The organism is Halomonas sp. NyZ770 (assembly GCF_020616575.1).
Lineage (GTDB): Bacteria > Pseudomonadota > Gammaproteobacteria > Pseudomonadales > Halomonadaceae > Vreelandella > Vreelandella hamiltonii.
Window position 1 is genome coordinate 2535163 of the sequence record NZ_CP085143.1, and the last position, 15589, is coordinate 2550751.

At 60.9% G+C, this 15589-nt stretch carries 15 protein-coding genes and 1 tRNA gene; 8 read left to right on the top strand and 8 right to left on the bottom strand.

The features are described from left to right. Positions 1-6 precede the first annotated feature (6 nt). A complete protein-coding gene (locus LG409_RS11665) occupies positions 7-1188 on the bottom strand; it encodes an ABC transporter ATP-binding protein (protein ID WP_039181047.1) in 1182 nt (393 codons plus the stop codon). A 94-nt stretch (positions 1189-1282) separates the two neighbouring features. Further along, positions 1283-2386 carry a polyamine ABC transporter substrate-binding protein gene (locus tag LG409_RS11670; RefSeq protein ID WP_039181048.1) on the bottom strand — a complete coding sequence of 368 codons (1104 nt, stop codon included), beginning with the start codon at positions 2384-2386 and terminating at the stop codon, positions 1283-1285. 361 nt (positions 2387-2747) lie between these two features. Between LG409_RS11670 and ahpC the strand changes: the two genes are divergently transcribed. After that, on the top strand, positions 2748-3311 hold the full coding sequence (gene ahpC, locus LG409_RS11675; protein WP_026001768.1) for an alkyl hydroperoxide reductase subunit C: 564 nt from the start codon (positions 2748-2750) through the stop codon (positions 3309-3311). Positions 3312-3494: 183 nt separating this feature from the next. Beyond that, complete coding sequence (gene ahpF / locus LG409_RS11680; protein WP_100731922.1) at positions 3495-5051, top strand: alkyl hydroperoxide reductase subunit F; 1557 nt, start codon at positions 3495-3497, stop codon at positions 5049-5051. A 45-nt stretch (positions 5052-5096) separates the two neighbouring features. On the opposite strand, the gene LG409_RS11685 is transcribed toward ahpF, so the two are convergent. Next, entirely contained in the window at positions 5097-5504 is a 408-nt protein-coding gene (locus LG409_RS11685) for a polymer-forming cytoskeletal protein (protein ID WP_227406716.1), read from the bottom strand. 322 nt (positions 5505-5826) lie between these two features. On the opposite strand from LG409_RS11685, the gene LG409_RS11690 reads away from it, so the two are divergent. After that, on the top strand, positions 5827-6243 hold the full coding sequence (locus LG409_RS11690) for a bactofilin family protein (RefSeq protein WP_227406717.1): 417 nt from the start codon (positions 5827-5829) through the stop codon (positions 6241-6243). A gap of 18 nt (positions 6244-6261) precedes the next feature. On the opposite strand, the gene LG409_RS11695 is transcribed toward LG409_RS11690, so the two are convergent. The 5 genes from LG409_RS11695 to hemA are packed head-to-tail and all read right to left on the bottom strand — an operon-like array spanning position 6262 to position 10796. Next, positions 6262-7017 (bottom strand): HesA/MoeB/ThiF family protein, encoded by a 756-nt coding sequence (locus tag LG409_RS11695; RefSeq protein WP_189463327.1) that lies wholly within the window; start codon positions 7015-7017, stop codon positions 6262-6264. A gap of 4 nt (positions 7018-7021) precedes the next feature. Then, on the bottom strand, positions 7022-7522 hold the full coding sequence (locus LG409_RS11700) for an Lrp/AsnC ligand binding domain-containing protein (RefSeq protein ID WP_016914425.1): 501 nt from the start codon (positions 7520-7522) through the stop codon (positions 7022-7024). Between the two features lie 30 nt (positions 7523-7552). Beyond that, positions 7553-8401, bottom strand: coding sequence for a peptide chain release factor N(5)-glutamine methyltransferase (gene prmC, locus LG409_RS11705; RefSeq protein ID WP_081195661.1), 849 nt, complete (start codon positions 8399-8401; stop codon positions 7553-7555). Continuing rightward, positions 8401-9489: a peptide chain release factor 1 gene (gene prfA, locus LG409_RS11710; protein WP_039181068.1), complete on the bottom strand. Its 1089-nt coding sequence runs from the start codon at positions 9487-9489 to the stop codon at positions 8401-8403. The genes prmC and prfA overlap by 1 nt, the downstream gene beginning before the upstream one ends. Further along, a complete protein-coding gene (hemA, locus tag LG409_RS11715; protein WP_039181071.1) occupies positions 9486-10796 on the bottom strand; it encodes a glutamyl-tRNA reductase in 1311 nt (436 codons plus the stop codon). The genes prfA and hemA overlap by 4 nt, the downstream gene beginning before the upstream one ends. 347 nt (positions 10797-11143) lie before the next feature. Here hemA and LG409_RS11720 point away from each other — a divergent pair, with 347 nt between their 5' ends. The 5 genes from LG409_RS11720 to LG409_RS11740 all read left to right on the top strand — a co-directional run bounded on the left by LG409_RS11720 (position 11144) and on the right by LG409_RS11740 (position 15538). Beyond that, positions 11144-12811 carry a tetratricopeptide repeat protein gene (locus LG409_RS11720; protein ID WP_446719069.1) on the top strand — a complete coding sequence of 556 codons (1668 nt, stop codon included), beginning with the start codon at positions 11144-11146 and terminating at the stop codon, positions 12809-12811. 45 nt (positions 12812-12856) lie between these two features. Beyond that, positions 12857-13528, top strand: a complete 672-nt coding sequence (gene lolB, locus LG409_RS11725; RefSeq protein ID WP_227406718.1) for a lipoprotein insertase outer membrane protein LolB — start codon at positions 12857-12859, stop codon at positions 13526-13528. Between the two features lie 42 nt (positions 13529-13570). Next, positions 13571-14431: a 4-(cytidine 5'-diphospho)-2-C-methyl-D-erythritol kinase gene (gene ispE, locus LG409_RS11730; RefSeq protein WP_227406719.1), complete on the top strand. Its 861-nt coding sequence runs from the start codon at positions 13571-13573 to the stop codon at positions 14429-14431. Between the two features lie 31 nt (positions 14432-14462). Continuing rightward, positions 14463-14537: transfer RNA gene (locus tag LG409_RS11735), tRNA-Gln, on the top strand. 59 nt (positions 14538-14596) lie between these two features. Further along, a complete protein-coding gene (locus LG409_RS11740; protein ID WP_172416021.1) occupies positions 14597-15538 on the top strand; it encodes a ribose-phosphate pyrophosphokinase in 942 nt (313 codons plus the stop codon). Positions 15539-15589: the final 51 nt, after the last annotated feature.

The window sequence follows — 15589 nt, forward strand, 5'->3', positions numbered from 1 at the left end:
GAATCATCAGCGATTCAGCACGATAGCGCTGTGATCTTCCCAGTAAACGTAAACGCTATCCTCCCAAGTGGGACGATCACCGCGACGCTCCGTGTTGGCCATGCTCACCTTGATCAGCTTGCCCGAGGCCGTGCGCACGTAATACAGCGAATAGCCCCCAAGGTAGGCAATGTCGTCCACCTTGCCAGCTTCCCAGTTGTATTCGCCGGTTGGCTGTTCACGGGTCAACCAGATTTTCTCGGGGCGCAGGGCCGCCCATACTCGACGATCCACCGCCTGGGTGGTGATCCCGTGATCGAGATAGATAGGCCTTGAAAGCGAGGGGCTGGCGATGCGGCAATGGTCGGCCGCGTCCTCGATGATCTCCCCTTCGAACACGTTCACGGTACCGACGAATTCCGCCACCATGCGGCTAGCGGGGCTTTCGTAGATATCGACCGGAGAGCCTACCTGCTCGATCCAGCCATCGGCCATGATCGCCACGCGATCCGCCATGGTCATGGCCTCTTCCTGATCGTGAGTCACCATGATGCAGGTAACGCCTACCTGCTCGATGATCTCGACCACTTCCAGCTGCATTTCCGTGCGCAGCTTCTTGTCGAGGGCGCCCATGGGCTCGTCCAGCAGCAAGAGCTTGGGCCGTTTGGCCAGTGAGCGCGCCAAGGCCACCCGCTGGCGCTGGCCGCCAGAAAGCTGATGCGGCTTGCGCTTGGCAAAGCGTTCCATATGCACCAGTTTCAGCATCTGGGCTACCCGCGCCTCGATTTCCGCCTTGGGCAGCTTGTCCTGTTTCAACCCGAAGGCGATGTTCTGCGCCACCGTCATATGCGGAAAGAGCGCATAGGATTGAAACATCATGTTGATTGGGCGCTTGTGCGGCGGCATGTCGGTAATGTTTTCGCCACTCAGCAGGATGCGGCCCTCGCTCGGCGTCTCGAAACCCGCCAGCATTCGCAGCAAGGTCGACTTGCCAGACCCAGAGCCCCCTAACAGGGCGAAGATTTCGCCGCGTTTGACCTGCAAATTCACGTCATCCACCGCCAGCGCGTCATCGAAGCGCTTGCTCAGGCGTTTGACTTCCAACACGATATCTTCAGCAAAGCGCGGAGCTTTTCCCTGGGGCCTCAGAGGCGGAGGAATAGCAGGCGATGAAGATGAAGTGTCGTTCGACAGGGGCGTAGTGACCATTCGCCACTCCCATCAAAAGGCCCGAGAAGCCGGGCGATAAAAGACGAACAGCGAGCCAGGCAACTGCCCGGCTCGCTGTCAGACAAGGGTCGGTTTAGCGACCAGACTTGACGCGGTTCCAGATACGAGTACGCGCACGCAGTACGTCCTGCGGCTTTTCCGCCTGAACGTACAGGTTCTGCATGACGTCTGCATTCGGGTAAACCGCAGGGTCATTCAGCAGCTCCTCGGACAGGAACTCGTTAGCGGCCAGGTTGGGGTTGGCGTAGCTGACGTACTCGCTGATCTCGGCGGCAATTTCCGGGTCGAGAATAAAGTTGATGAACGCATGAGCGTTCTCGGGGTTAGGCGCATCGGCAGGCACGGCCATCATGTCGAACCACAGCGCAGCGCCTTCCTTCGGGATGCTGTAAGCGATGGTGAAGTCGCGACCCGCTTCTTCAGCTCGGTCTGCTGCCTGGAACACGTCTCCCGAGTAGCCTGCGGCGACACAGATCTCACCATTGGCCAGGTCAGAGATATAGCGCGAGGAGTGGAAGTAAGTGACATGGTTGCGCACGGCCGCGATCACTTGGCCAGCGGCTTCGATGTCATCCAGGTTCTCGCTCAGCGGGTCGCCGCCCGAGTAAGCAATGGCAGGCGAGAGCATTTCGTCCGCCGAGTCCATCATGGAGATACCGCAACCGGCCGCATGCAGAGCCGCGGTAATTTCCGGATCGAAGAGCAGTGCCCAGCTATCTACCGGGGCATCGTCGCCGAGAATCTCCTTCACTCGCTCGACATTGTAGCCAATGCCATTGGTGCCCCACATGTAGGGGATGGAGTACTGGCTGCCCTCGTCGATGGCTTCCAGGTTGGCCATCAACTCCGGATTGAGGTTTTCGAAATTGGGCAGCTGCTCGTGGTCGAGCGGCTGGAACACACCTGCCCTGGCCTGACGAGTAAAGTAGTAGTTGGAGGGTACGACGACATCGTAGCCCGAGCGGCCAGACAACAGCGCCGCATCGAGGATCTCGTTACTGTCGTAGACATCGTAGGTCACGGAGATACCGGTACGCTCGGTGAATTTCGCCAGCGTTTCCGGCGCAATGTAGTCGGACCAGTTATATACCCGCACTTCATTGGCGTGGGCAGCGGTGGCCGCTACGGCAAAAGCGATTGCCGTAACGGCCACTGAACGTTTTGGGATGTTCCCCATCTAGCTACTCCTTATCTCGAAAGTCCACTTGTCTTGAAAGTGCCCGTCGAACAGGCGCACCGGGCCTGGCAACGGTTAGCGCTGACGCCGATACCTCTTTGTCTCATTTGCCGCTGCTGAGAAACAGCTTAGGCCATTATCCTGACCGTGCGAATTTTGCGGTGCAGCGCTCTCTATCGCAAGTACAAGTGAAAAATTCTTGCATTACACCACTGGCGACCCCACATCCATGGGCGCGAGCAAAACATAGAGACTGGCTATTGGCAGCATCATTTTTTCCAATTTTAGCTATTAGTCGTAGTTCGCTAATATCAGCAACAACTTTTCCAACTACCATTCACTCACTGCGGAGATGTTTTCAATGTCTTTGATCAATACCGAAGTAAAACCGTTTAAAGCGACTGCTTACCTGAACGGCGAGTTCGTAGACGTGACTGAAGCGGACCTGAAAGGTCAGTGGTCTGTCTTCTTCTTCTACCCCGCCGACTTCACCTTCGTATGCCCCACGGAGCTTGGCGATCTGGCCGACAACTACGAAGCCTTCAAGAAGCTGGGCGTCGAGATCTACAGCGTCTCTACCGACACCCACTTCACTCACAAGGCTTGGCACGACAGCTCCGAGACCATTGGCAAGCTCCAGTACCCGATGATTGCCGACCCGACCCTGCAGATTTCTCGCAACTTCGAAGTGCTGATCGAAGAAGCCGGTCTGGCAGAGCGCGGCACTTTCGTTGTCGACCCCGACGGCAAGATCCAGATCGTCGAAATCAACGCTGGCAACATCGGCCGTAACGCCGAAGAGCTGCTGCGCAAGGTCAAGGCTGCCCAGTACGTTCGCGCCAACCCGAACGAAGTATGCCCGGCCAAATGGAAAGAAGGCGAAGAGACTCTGGCCCCGTCTCTGGACCTCGTAGGCAAGATCTGACGCCTACCGTTGCCGACTCGACTCGTGTCGGTCGGCAGCACCACACCCGGGCATGCCCCGGGTGTCTTTTTTTCAGCACCCTGTTAACGCATCCCTGTTTTCCCACACGCTTGTCCCTTACTACACCAAGGCTGGCGTGCCTGGTCGAGAACGTTCTACTGCTGACTACGAGGAACCACTGTCATGCTGGACGCCAATTTAAAGAATCAGTTGAAAGCGTATCTGGAAAAAGTGACTCAGCCCTTCGAGATCGTTGCGTCCCTCGATGACGGTGCCAAGTCGCGTGAGCTGCTGGGCCTGCTGGAAGACATCAGCAGCCTGAGCACTCAGATCACCCTCAAAACCGACGGCCAGGATGCGCGCAAGCCCTCCTTTGCCCTAAACCGTGCCGGAGAAGAGACAGGCGTCGTGTTTGCGGGCATTCCCATGGGCCACGAATTCACGTCGCTGGTACTGGCGTTGCTGCAGGTCGGTGGACACCCGCCCAAAACGTCGCAAGAGCAGCTCGATCAAATCAAGGCGCTGGACGGCGAGATGCTGTTCGAGACCTACTACTCGCTCTCCTGCCAGAACTGCCCGGACGTCGTCCAGGCACTCAACCTGATGGCCATCTTCAACCCCAAGGTGCGCCACGTCGCCATCGACGGTGCCCTGTTCCAAGAGGAAGTCGAGGCCCGCGAAATCATGTCGGTGCCCAGCATCTACCTCAACGGCAAGCCCTTCGACCAGGGTCGCATGACGCTGGAGCAGATTCTGGCCAAGGTGGATACCGGCGCAGCCGAGCGTGAAGCCAAAAAGCTGAGCGACAAGGCAGCCTTCGACACGCTGGTCATCGGCGGCGGCCCGGCGGGCGCGTCAGCGGCCATCTACTCTGCGCGCAAGGGCATCAATACCGGCGTTGCCGCCGAACGCTTCGGTGGTCAGGTGGCCGACACCATGGGGATCGAGAACTTCATCTCGGTGACCCATACCGAAGGTCCCAAGCTGGTCAGCGCCCTGGAAGAGCACGTCAAGCAGTACGAAGTGGACGTGATGAACCTGCAGCGTGCCACCGCCTTCAAAGCAGCAGAAACCGAAGGTGGCCTGCACGAAGTGACCTTCGAATCCGGTGCCAAACTGAAGAGCAAGACCCTGGTACTGGCCACAGGCGCCCGCTGGCGGGAAATGAACGTGCCCGGCGAGCAGCAGTATCGCAACAAAGGTGTGGCCTACTGCCCCCACTGCGATGGCCCGCTGTTCAAGGGCAAGCGTGTCGCGGTCATTGGTGGCGGTAATTCAGGCGTCGAAGCGGCCATCGACCTGGCGGGTATCGTCGGCCACGTGACCCTGGTGGAGTTCATGGGTGAAATGCGCGCTGACGCCGTACTGCAGAAGAAGCTCAAGAGCCTGCCCAACGTGGATATCGTGCTGAACGCACAAACCACCGAAGTGACCGGTGATGGCAGCCGGGTCAACGGCCTGACCTACAAGGACCGCCAGACCGACGAAGTCAAGAACATCGCTCTGGAAGGTATCTTCGTACAGATCGGCCTGGTGCCCAATACCGAGTGGCTGAAGGGCTCTCCCATCGAGATGTCACCGCGTGGCGAAATCATCGTCGACGCCCACGGCATGACCTCGGTACCCGGTGTCTTTGCCGCAGGCGATGTCACCACCGTGCCCTACAAGCAGATCATCATTGCCATGGGCGAAGGCGCCAAAGCGTCGCTGGGCGCCTTCGACTACCTGATCCGCAACTGATTCATCCGCATAAAAAAGCAAAAGACCGTGACCAGGCCCGCCTATTCAGGCGGGCTTTTTCATGCTTGCCGGAACAGGCGGACTGGGCACGATAGACCCATTCACCGTGGCACCGGCATGGCACGCCAGCTCACCGGCCGACAGCAGCCCCTGGACAGATGCCAGTGACGTGAGGGTGATGCCGTGAGTGGTATGGACCTCCCCCTGAACACTGCCGCTGATCGAGATACTCTCTTGTGCCGTCACGATGCCATGAATTCGCGTGGCAGCGCCCACATGACTCCCTACCACCGCATCATTGGCACATTCGACGGCGACCTCAACCATCAGCGCTTCAGGCTCGGGATGGGTGATCACCGCCACGCCGAGACGACGCTTCTTGCGCCGACCATCCATCACGATGATCGTCATGACCACAACGCCCACGATGATCAGCCATGTTTCCATCTGCATGGCACTTTCCCCTGCTCGAACCAGCGTTGTTTATAGCCGTAGGGAGGCGCCAGCGGTAGCCGGAATATCGCACAACCACAGACGTATCTTCACGCTTTGCAAGCCCATCCCGAAGCGTACATTAACGTCATTCGGTCTATTTTGGTGAAGCCTGCCCAAAGGGTGGCGTTTCGCTGCACGGCGACCTTGCCCTACTCCGCAGGCATAGCTCATGTTCAAAAAAACCAAACCTCACGCTGAACACCCCGCCCTTCCCACCACTGACCTTCAGCCTGCGCCAAGCTAGCTCAAGAGCCTGCCTGGTGCCCGCCAGAGCACGTCGGTGATCGGCGGCAAGACACAGCTTCGTGGGGACATTCAGAGTGACGAGGACCTGACCATCGAAGGCCAGGTCACCGGCACCATCCTCTGCAAACAGCATACCGTCAAGCTCGGCGCCACGGGGCACTTGCAGGGCGATGCCTACGCACACACGCTGAGAATTTCCGGTACCGTAGAGGGCAATCTCGTTGCGCTGCACAAGGCCACGATCCACGGCGGCGCCAAGGTCACCGGCACGATCACGACGCCCTGCCTGGTGCTGGAAGATGGCAGCACGTTCCACGGCACCATCGACATGAACCCCGACAACGAGGTGTTCAAGAGTGTCTTTGCTGACAAGCCTGCGCCTAGCTCCGCGCCTCGTCAGAAGAAGACATCGGAGGCGACCAAGGCGGAGGACTCCACCGCCAGCGCGTAATGCAGGCGGTGGGCGACGTCAGTCACGCCCACCGCACACCGGGCACGCCGGGTCACGCGGCACCTGAAAATGACGCCACTGCCCGCTGAGCCCGTCGAAGGCCGACAGCCCCTGATGTGCCTCACCCGCACCGCTCAGCAGTTTGAAGGCCTCGACGGCTTGAAAGCAGCCAATCAAGCCTACCAAAGGGGCCATGACGCCACTCTCGGCACAGCTGAGGGCTTCGTCTTCGCCCTCCTCAGGGGGATAGAGGCAGGCGTAGCAGGGGCTATCTGGCTGACGCGGGTCGAATACCGCCAGCTGGCCGGAAAAGCGAATAGCCGCTCCCGAGACCAGCGGCACACCGGCTCGCTGCGTCGCGGCATTGATGGCATAACGGCTGGAAAAACGGTCGGTACAGTCCAGCACCACCTGAGCCGAGGCCACCAGCTCTGCCAACAGCTCACCTTCGGCGTGACGCTCGATAGCCACCACCTGGCATTCAGGGTTCAGTGCTTCAAGGCGCTGCTGCGCCGAACGCGCTTTGTTGAGGCCCAGGCTGGCCTGCTGGTGGGCTATCTGGCGCTGCAGGTTGGAAAGCTCCACATGGTCGGCATCTACCAGGGTAATCCGCCCCACTCCCGCCGCCGCGAGATACAGCGCGGCTGGCGAACCCAACCCGCCAGCCCCGATAATCACGGCGTGGGCGCCGCGCAGTCGCTCCTGACCCTCGATATCCACTTCGGGCAGCATGATTTGGCGGCTGTAACGCAGCAGCGCCTGATCGTCCATCATTAGCTTACTTATCCTCGAATTCCTCGAAATCAGGAATGTGGAGATTGAAGCTCTCTTTCACTTCTTCCATCACCACATAGCTCTTGGACTCTTTCACCCCTGGCAGGGTCAAGACCACATCTCCCAATAGTTGGCGATAAGCGGCCATTTCCGGGATGCGGCATTTCAGAATGTAGTCGAACTGCCCGGACACCAGGTGGCACTCCTGAATTTGCGGCAGCTTTTCCACCGCGCGCCGAAACTCATCGAAGACCGCAGGCGACTGGGTCTCCAGGCTGATCTCGACAAACACCAGCAGGTTCGCCTTCAGGGCGCGAGGGTCCAGAATGGCCTGGTAGCCACGAATGATACCGGCACGCTCCAGGCGCTTGACCCGCTCCAGACAAGGGGTTGTGGATAACCCAACTTCTGCGGCGAGATCCACGTAGGAAATACGCGCATTTTCCTGCAAACAACGAAGGATCTTGAGGTCGATACGGTCCAGCGTTCTATTTTTTGGTTTCATGGCAGGATCCAATACAAATGAATCAGGCGGTCAATAAAGGTGCCCCAGAGTAACCCGTTCATGGCCCCCCATGTCTTGCACACTTTCAACGTTCTGATAGCCCGCCGCCAACAGTGCCTCACGCACACTGGCCGCCTGCTGGTAGCCATGCTCCATTGCCAGGCAGCCACCAGGGGCCAGGTGGGCCTTGGCCGCCTCGATCACATGAAGCAGGTCTGCCATGCCGTTGGCATCGGCAACCAGCGCCGAGTGCGGCTCGAAACGCACGTCGCCCTGGCTCAAATGCGGATCATCGGCCGCAATGTAAGGGGGGTTACTGACGATGATATCGAAAGGCGGCTCCTCTGCCGGAGGCACGAACGCGCTGAGCCAATCACTCAACACAAACCGGGCATTGGTGATCCCCAGTGCGTCGGCATTGCGCTCGGCCAGCGTCACGGCTCCGGGGCGAATGTCGGCACCGATGACCTGCCAGCCCGGCTTTTCACTGGCCAGCGCCAGCGCAATGGCGCCCGTGCCCGTCCCCAGATCCAGTAGCCTGCCCACCGGGGCAGCGGCGCGAGAAAGCGCCACCTCCACCAGGGTTTCCGTGTCGGGCCTGGGAATCAGCGTGTCGGGAGAAGTCGCCAGCCGCAGCCCCCAGAACTCTCGCTCACCGGTAAGATACGCCACCGGCTGCCCCTGGGCACGCGCGGCTACCAGCGCCTCGAAACGGGCTCGCTCCCAGGTGGGGCATTCGCGATCGCCCCAGGTATAGAGCCACGTACGGCTGCACTGGGCAGCGCAGCCCAGCAATACCTCGGCATCCAGGCGCGGCGTGGGCGAGCCTGCCTGCGCCAACCGCTGGGCCGCCTGTGACAGCAAGGCGTCGAAGGTCATCAGCCTTCCTGCAGGGCCGAGAGCTGCTCTGCCTGATACTCATGGATCAGGGGCTCGATCACGTCATCGAGCTGCTCGCCGCTGACCACTTCGGTCAGCTTGTAGAGCGTCAGGTTGATGCGGTGGTCGGTGATGCGACCTTGAGGAAAGTTATAGGTCCGAATCCGCTCACTGCGGTCTCCCGAGCCGACCAGCGAACGGCGTGCATCGGCCTGCTCCTGGCGCTGTGAATCCACGGCATTGCGCTTGAGCTTGGCCGCCAGCAAGGACATGGCCTTGGCACGGTTCTTGTGCTGGCTGCGCTCTTCCTGGCACTCCACCACCACGCCGGTGGGCAAGTGGGTGATGCGAATCGCCGAGTCGGTGGTGTTGACGTGCTGGCCACCGGCGCCGCTGGAGCGATAGGTGTCCACCCGCAGGTCGGCGGGGTTGATGTCCACATCACCCACTTCATCCACCTCGGGCATGACCGCCACGGTACAGGCAGAGGTATGGATTCGCCCCTGAGACTCCGTCGCGGGCACGCGCTGTACCCGATGGGCGCCCGACTCGAACTTCAGCCGTGCGTAGACGCCGTCGCCCTTGACCCGGGAGATCACCTCTTTATAACCGCCCTGCTCGCCATGGCTGGCACTGACGATTTCTACCCGCCAGCCGCGCTTCTCGGCGTAACGGGAGTACATGCGGAACAGATCACCGGCAAAAATCGCCGCTTCATCGCCACCGGTGCCCGCCCGCACTTCCAGAAACACGCCACGGCCATCGTCAGGGTCCTTGGGGATCAGCAGACGTTTCAGCTCGACGTCCAGCGCTGCCAGCTGTTCGCGGCCATCGCTGATTTCCATTTCCGCCAGTTCACGCATCTCCGGATCACTGTCACGGCTCAGCTGTTCGGCCTCGGCGATGCTGTCTTCGACCCCACGGTAACGTTGCCAGGCGGCCACCAGCTCTTCCAATTCAGCATATTCCCGCGAATAGTCACGGAAGCGCTGCTGATTGTTGATCACCTCGGGATCGGACAGCAGCATGGCCAGCTCCTCGAAACGGTCGGAGAAGCTATCCAGGCGTTGGCGCAAAGTCTCTTTCATGCGGGTGTATCATCCTTCTGGCGTTTTACCGGAGGCGCAGGCTGCTCGAAGGCAGGTTTGGGCGGCAGTAACAGGCGCGGCGCGGCGTTGAGCAATTCATGGTTTTCCTGCGAAGCAGCGTCACGAATGGCAAGCGTGGGTTGATGCATGAAGCGGTTGGCCAGCTGGTGAGCCATCCGCTCGATGACTTTGGCCGGGTCTTCCCCCTTGGCCAGGCGTTCCAGCGCCTGCTCCCGCGCTTGATCGCGCAGCGCTTCGCCATGACGACGATAATCTCGAATCACTTCGCCGCCATTGCGAATGCGGCGCTCATGCTGCCAGCTGCCGACGCCGTGTTCAATCAGCGACTCGGCCTGGTCGGCGGCCACTTGGCGATGGCGGCGATTCTCTTCGATGACCTCTTCCAGGTCATCCACGGTATAGAGAAACACATCGGCCAGCTCACCCACCTGTGGCTCGATATCCCGTGGCACTGCAATATCGACCATGAAGACAGGCCGATGACGGCGCTTCTTCAGGGCACGCTCGACCATCCCCTTGCCCAGAATCGGCAGCGGGGAAGCCGTGGACGAGATCACGATATCGGCATGCTCCAGCGCATCCGGAATCTCGGGCAGGGTGATGGCCGTCCCGCCCAGCGCCGCAGACACCTGTTCGGCACGCTCCCGGGTACGGTTGGCCACGGTGAGCTGACGCACGCCCGCCTCATGCAGATGGCGCGCCACCAGCTCGATGGTTTCTCCGGCACCGATCAAAAGCGCCCGTGCACGACTGAAATCATCGAAGATACGGCTGGCCATGCTGACCGCCGCGTAAGCCACCGACACGGGGTTCTTGCCGATACCCGTTTCGGTGCGCACCTGCTTGGCCACGGCAAAGGTGTGTTGAAACAGCCGTTCCAGCTCTCCCCCCAAGCCCTTTGCCTGGCGCGCCTGCTGATACGCATCTTTCAACTGCCCCAGAATCTGCGGCTCACCCAGCACCATGGAGTCGAGCCCCACCGCTACGCGCATCAGGTGGCGAGCTGCTTCGTTGTCATGATAGTGGTACGCACAGCGTGCCAAATCATCGACCCGCAGATTGTGAAAGCGTCCCAGCCAGTCCAGCACGGTTTGCTCGCCTGCGGCATCGGTCACGCAGTAGAGCTCGGTACGGTTGCAGGTCGAGAGCACCGCGGCTTCGTGGATATGTGGCAGGCCACGCAGCTCGGCCAACGCGCTTTCCAGCTGCGTTGGCGTAAAGGCCACCTGCTCACGCACGGCCACGCTGGCAGTACGATGATTAATTCCCAGGGCAAGAAGCGTCATGCGGTCTGCGTCTTCGCTAGTGGATCGGTCGTCACGTCACTGTTCGTCGTTATCGCTTGGAGAGGAGCCGAACAAGGCAGCTTTACGGGTGAATTGTGCTGACTCGGCCCGCTTTCAAGGTGGAACATTCTATCACAACACTGCATGTTCTGGCGCACACCACTTTGCCGCAGGCAGCCAAGCCGCTATGCTGAACACTCGGCCACTTGATCGAGATACGCATGCCCCACCGCGCAACACTTCCGGGTTTGTCCCGAGCACTATCGGGTCTCCCTCTGTTACCGCTGGCCGCGACGCTGCTGTTGAGCGGCTGTCAGCTGTCCTCCACGCTTCCAGATCGCGGGTTCATGAGCGCTAGCCGCGACCCCATGCTGACGGCCCCGCCAGTCACACGCGGCCTGGATGCGGCAGGGCTCAGCACGCTGCTGGCCGCCGAGCTGGCTGGCCAGCGCGGCGACTATCGTTATGCAAGCCGTGGCTACCTGGAAGCCGCCCAGCGCTACAGCGCGCCCGGGCTGGCCGAGCGCGCCACCTTTGCGGCACGCTTTGGCAACGACGCCGCGTTGATGGAAGCATCTGCGCTACGCTGGCGCGAGCTGTCGCCCACCGCGGAAACGCCCAACCGGCTGCTGGCCGCCCTGTCACTGCAGCGCGGTGACTGGCTGGACAGCCTGGAACAGCGGCTGGTGATTGCCGAATCGGGCGGCTACGGCGACATATCGAGTTTCGCCGAGCTTGCGGTGGCAGAAGAAGCGCCACTCAATGTCCTGGTACAGCCGTTACGCACCTATCTGGCGCAACCGGCTGCTGCCGAGCGCGACTCCTACAGCGATGTGCTGCTGGGCACAGCGCTCATCGAAGCCGCCCTGGGCGAGACACAAACCGCTCGGCAGCACCTCGACCTGGTCGAGCAGCGCGAGCCCGAGTCCGCAGCACTGTGGCTGGCCAAGGCACGCCTGGCGCTGGAAAGCGGCGACCACCGCGCAGCTCAGCGGGCGGCCCAGCAAGGGCTGAGCCTGTCACCCGATGACGTGCGCTTCATTCTCATGCTGGCCCAGGCCGAAATCCGCCTCAACAACATTACCGCCGCCGAAACCCAGACCAACGCCCTGCTGGAAACCCACGGCGGCAATCAGGAACTGCGCATCGCCCTGGCTCAGCTCTATCTCGAAGAGGGCCACAGTGAGCCCGCCTATCGGCTGCTGCAGCCTCTGATCGGCCAGGACAGAATTCCCAATATTGCCTACTTTCTGCTGGGCGCCATTGCACAATCCCAAGGCGATATCGACAACGCCCTGCTCTATTACCGCCAGGTGCGCGATGGCAACGAGTTCCTGCCTGCGCGAGCAGCCGCCGCTCGCATGCTGATCGACGACGACCGCCTGCTGGACGCGCGCGCCTTCCTGCGCATCGAGCGCATGCGCCACGACACCTACTTTGGCGATCTGGTACTGCTCGAAGTGCAGCTGCTGGACGATCTCGCCATGGAGCAAGAGGCAAGCGCCCTGCTGGACCGAGAAATCACCCGCACGCCCGACGACACGCGACTGCTGTACCTGCGTGCCATGCGTGGCTGGGAGATGGGCGACCTGGCGGCCATGGAGCGCGACCTGCAGCAGATCCTGCGCACCGAGCCCAACAACCCCGATGCCCTGAATGCGCTGGGCTATACCCTGGCCGACCTGAACATCACCGAGCGCCTGGAAGAAGCCCGGGACCTGATCGAGCGCGCCTATGAAGTCGATCCCGACAACCCGGCCATCATGGATAGCCTGGGCTGGGTATACTTCCGACTGGGCAAACTGGATGACGCCCTGGCATGGCTGGAAAGCGCCTATTCGCGACTCCCCGATCAGGAAGTATCCGCCCACTTGGCCGAAGTGCTGCATGCCTTGGGGCGCAGCGACGAAGCGCGTCAAGCCATCGCCCGAGCCATGCGGCGTGCCGACCATCACCCCCAAATAGACGAACTGCTGGAACGGCATCCTGAACTAACGCCCGCCAGCACGCCCTAATAGTGCACTCTTCTGGATCCAGACCCTACTGACATGGAGCTTCTAATGTTGACTACGTCATTTCCCTTCGCTCGTTCGGCAAGCCCCCGACTGTCTGGTTGCCTGCCTACTGCGCGTCTATGGGTAGCCGCCCTTGCCCTCTTGACCCTGGCCGGCTGCGCCAGCCAGGCACCAGTCGACGAAAGCGGTCGTCAGGCAGGCCAGTGGGAGCGCCAGCAGGCGCAGGTCGAAGATTTCGACAGCTGGACACTGGTGGGCAAAGCAGGCTTGCGCACCCCCCAGGAAAACATCAGCGCCAACCTCGACTGGAACCAGACACCGTTCTACTTCCGCATGCTGATCAGCGGTCCCTTTGGCGGCGGACGCAGCGTACTGGAAGGACGTGAAGGACGCTTTTCGCTGAGCACCAGCGACGGCCGCTTCGAAGCCGAAACTCCGGAAGCCCTGATGGAAGAGCAGCTTGGCTGGTCACTCCCGGTACGCGCCATGCCCGACTGGGTGCGCGGCTTGCCCGGCGACCACGCCAGCTATCAGCTGGAAACCGACGAGCTGGGCTTCCCCCGCTTCCTGCAGCAGGATGGCTGGGAAATCGACTACCGTGACTGGGAGCGGGTAGAAGAGATGTGGCTGCCCCGCCGTCTGGTCATGAACTACGGCGAGGTACGCATCACCCTGGTAGTCAACCAGTGGCAGGCTGCCAGCCGCACGGCCGAATAAGCGCCGCTTCATCGCCCTGCACTTTCATTTTAGAGAACCGGCATGTCCGCAACACCCCATTCGCTGATTCTACCGGCTCCGGCCAAACTGAATCGCATGCTGCATATCGTGGGCCGTCGACCAGACGGCTACCACGAGCTGCAAACGCTGTTTCAGCTGATCGACCTGTGCGACACGCTGACGCTCACGCAACGCCAGGACAGCCGTATCGAGCTGACCACGCCGCTGGCAGGCGTTGCCGACGATGACAATCTGATCGTCCGTGCCGCACGCCTGCTACAGCAGAAAAGCGGCCATCACAACGGCGTATCGATCTCCATCGACAAGTGCCTTCCCATGGGCGGCGGCCTCGGTGGCGGCAGCTCCAATGCCGCCACCGTGCTGGTAGGTCTCAATCAGCTGTGGCAGCTGGGTCTGGATCGCCAGACCCTGGCCACGCTGGGGCTGAGCCTGGGCGCCGACGTTCCGGTGTTCGTGCATGGCCACAGCGCCTGGGCAGAAGGCGTTGGCGAACGGCTCACTCCGGTCACGTTGGACACCCCCTGGTTTGTGGTGATTCACCCCGGCGTGAGCGTCTCGACGCCCGCCATCTTCCAGGATGCGGAATTGACACGCGACAGCCTCCCCATTACTATGGCGCGCGCACTGCAGGGGGGAGCGGCCGAATGGCGCAACGACTGCGAGGCAACGGTCAGGAAAGGCTACCCGCTCATTGCGGATGCACTTGACTGGCTCGCACAGTATGCACCGTGCCGATTGACCGGTACGGGCGCTTGTCTGTTTGCCGCCTTCGACACACAAGAGGCAGCACAGGCAGTGGCCAAGCAAGCCAACCAGCGCTGGAACGCCTGGGTGGCCAAAGGGCTCAACACCTCTCCCCTACAAGATGCTCTGGGCTGCTGAAAGCGCCCGGTCGTCGCATCAGGCTGTTTGCTGGGGTATCGCCAAGTGGTAAGGCACCGGTTTTTGGTATCGGCATTCCCAGGTTCGAATCCTGGTACCCCAGCCAATCCTGATGTTGATCTGCGTTTTCTCCCCTGATCCCCAACACTGCAAAGGTGGCTGCGCGTGTCAAAATTGATGGTCTTCACCGGGAATGCCAATCCCGAACTCGCTCAAAAGATTGCCGAGAGCTTGGACAGCCGCATGGGTAATGCCACGGTGGGTCAATTTAGCGACGGCGAAATCGCGGTCGAGATCAATGAGAACGTGCGTGGCAAGGATGTCTTTATCCTGCAATCCACCTGCGCGCCGACGAATGACAATCTGATGGAACTCATTCTGATGGTCGACGCCCTGCGTCGTGCATCGGCTGCTCGTATCACGGCAGTGGTTCCCTACTTCGGCTATGCCCGCCAGGATCGTCGTGTACGCTCCGCCCGCGTCCCCATCTCGGCAAAAGTAGTGGCCGACATGATGGTAAAAGCAGGCGTCGACCGCGTCATGACCATGGACCTGCATGCCGACCAGATTCAGGGCTTCTTCGATGTGCCGGTGGACAACGTCTATGGCTCTCCGATCCTGCTCGACGACATCGAACGTCAGAACTACGACGATCTGGTGGTGGTATCCCCCGATGTCGGCGGCGTAGTACGTGCTCGCGCCATCGCCAAGCAGTTGAATGCCGACCTGGCCATCATCGACAAGCGCCGCCCCCAGGCCAACCAGGCGCAGGTCATGCACATCATCGGTGAAATCGAAGGCCGCACCTGCGTGGTCGTCGATGACATGATCGATACCGCAGGCACCTTGTGCAAAGCGGGTGAAGCCTTGAAAGATCATGGCGCGGCGCGGGTCGTCGCCTATGCCACCCACCCGATCCTGTCGGGCCCGGCGGTAGACAACATTACCAACTCCGTACTGGATGAAGTCGTGGTGACCGACACCATTCCGCTGGCCGACCATGCGCGTCGCAGCGGAAAGATTCGCCAGTTGAGCGTTGCTGGCCTGATTGCGGAAGCCATTCGCCGCGTCAGCAACGAAGAATCCGTCAGCGCGATGTTCCACTGATCGCCTGATGTGACAAGCCCCCTTCTGGGGCCATGGGAACGTCGTCGTCTG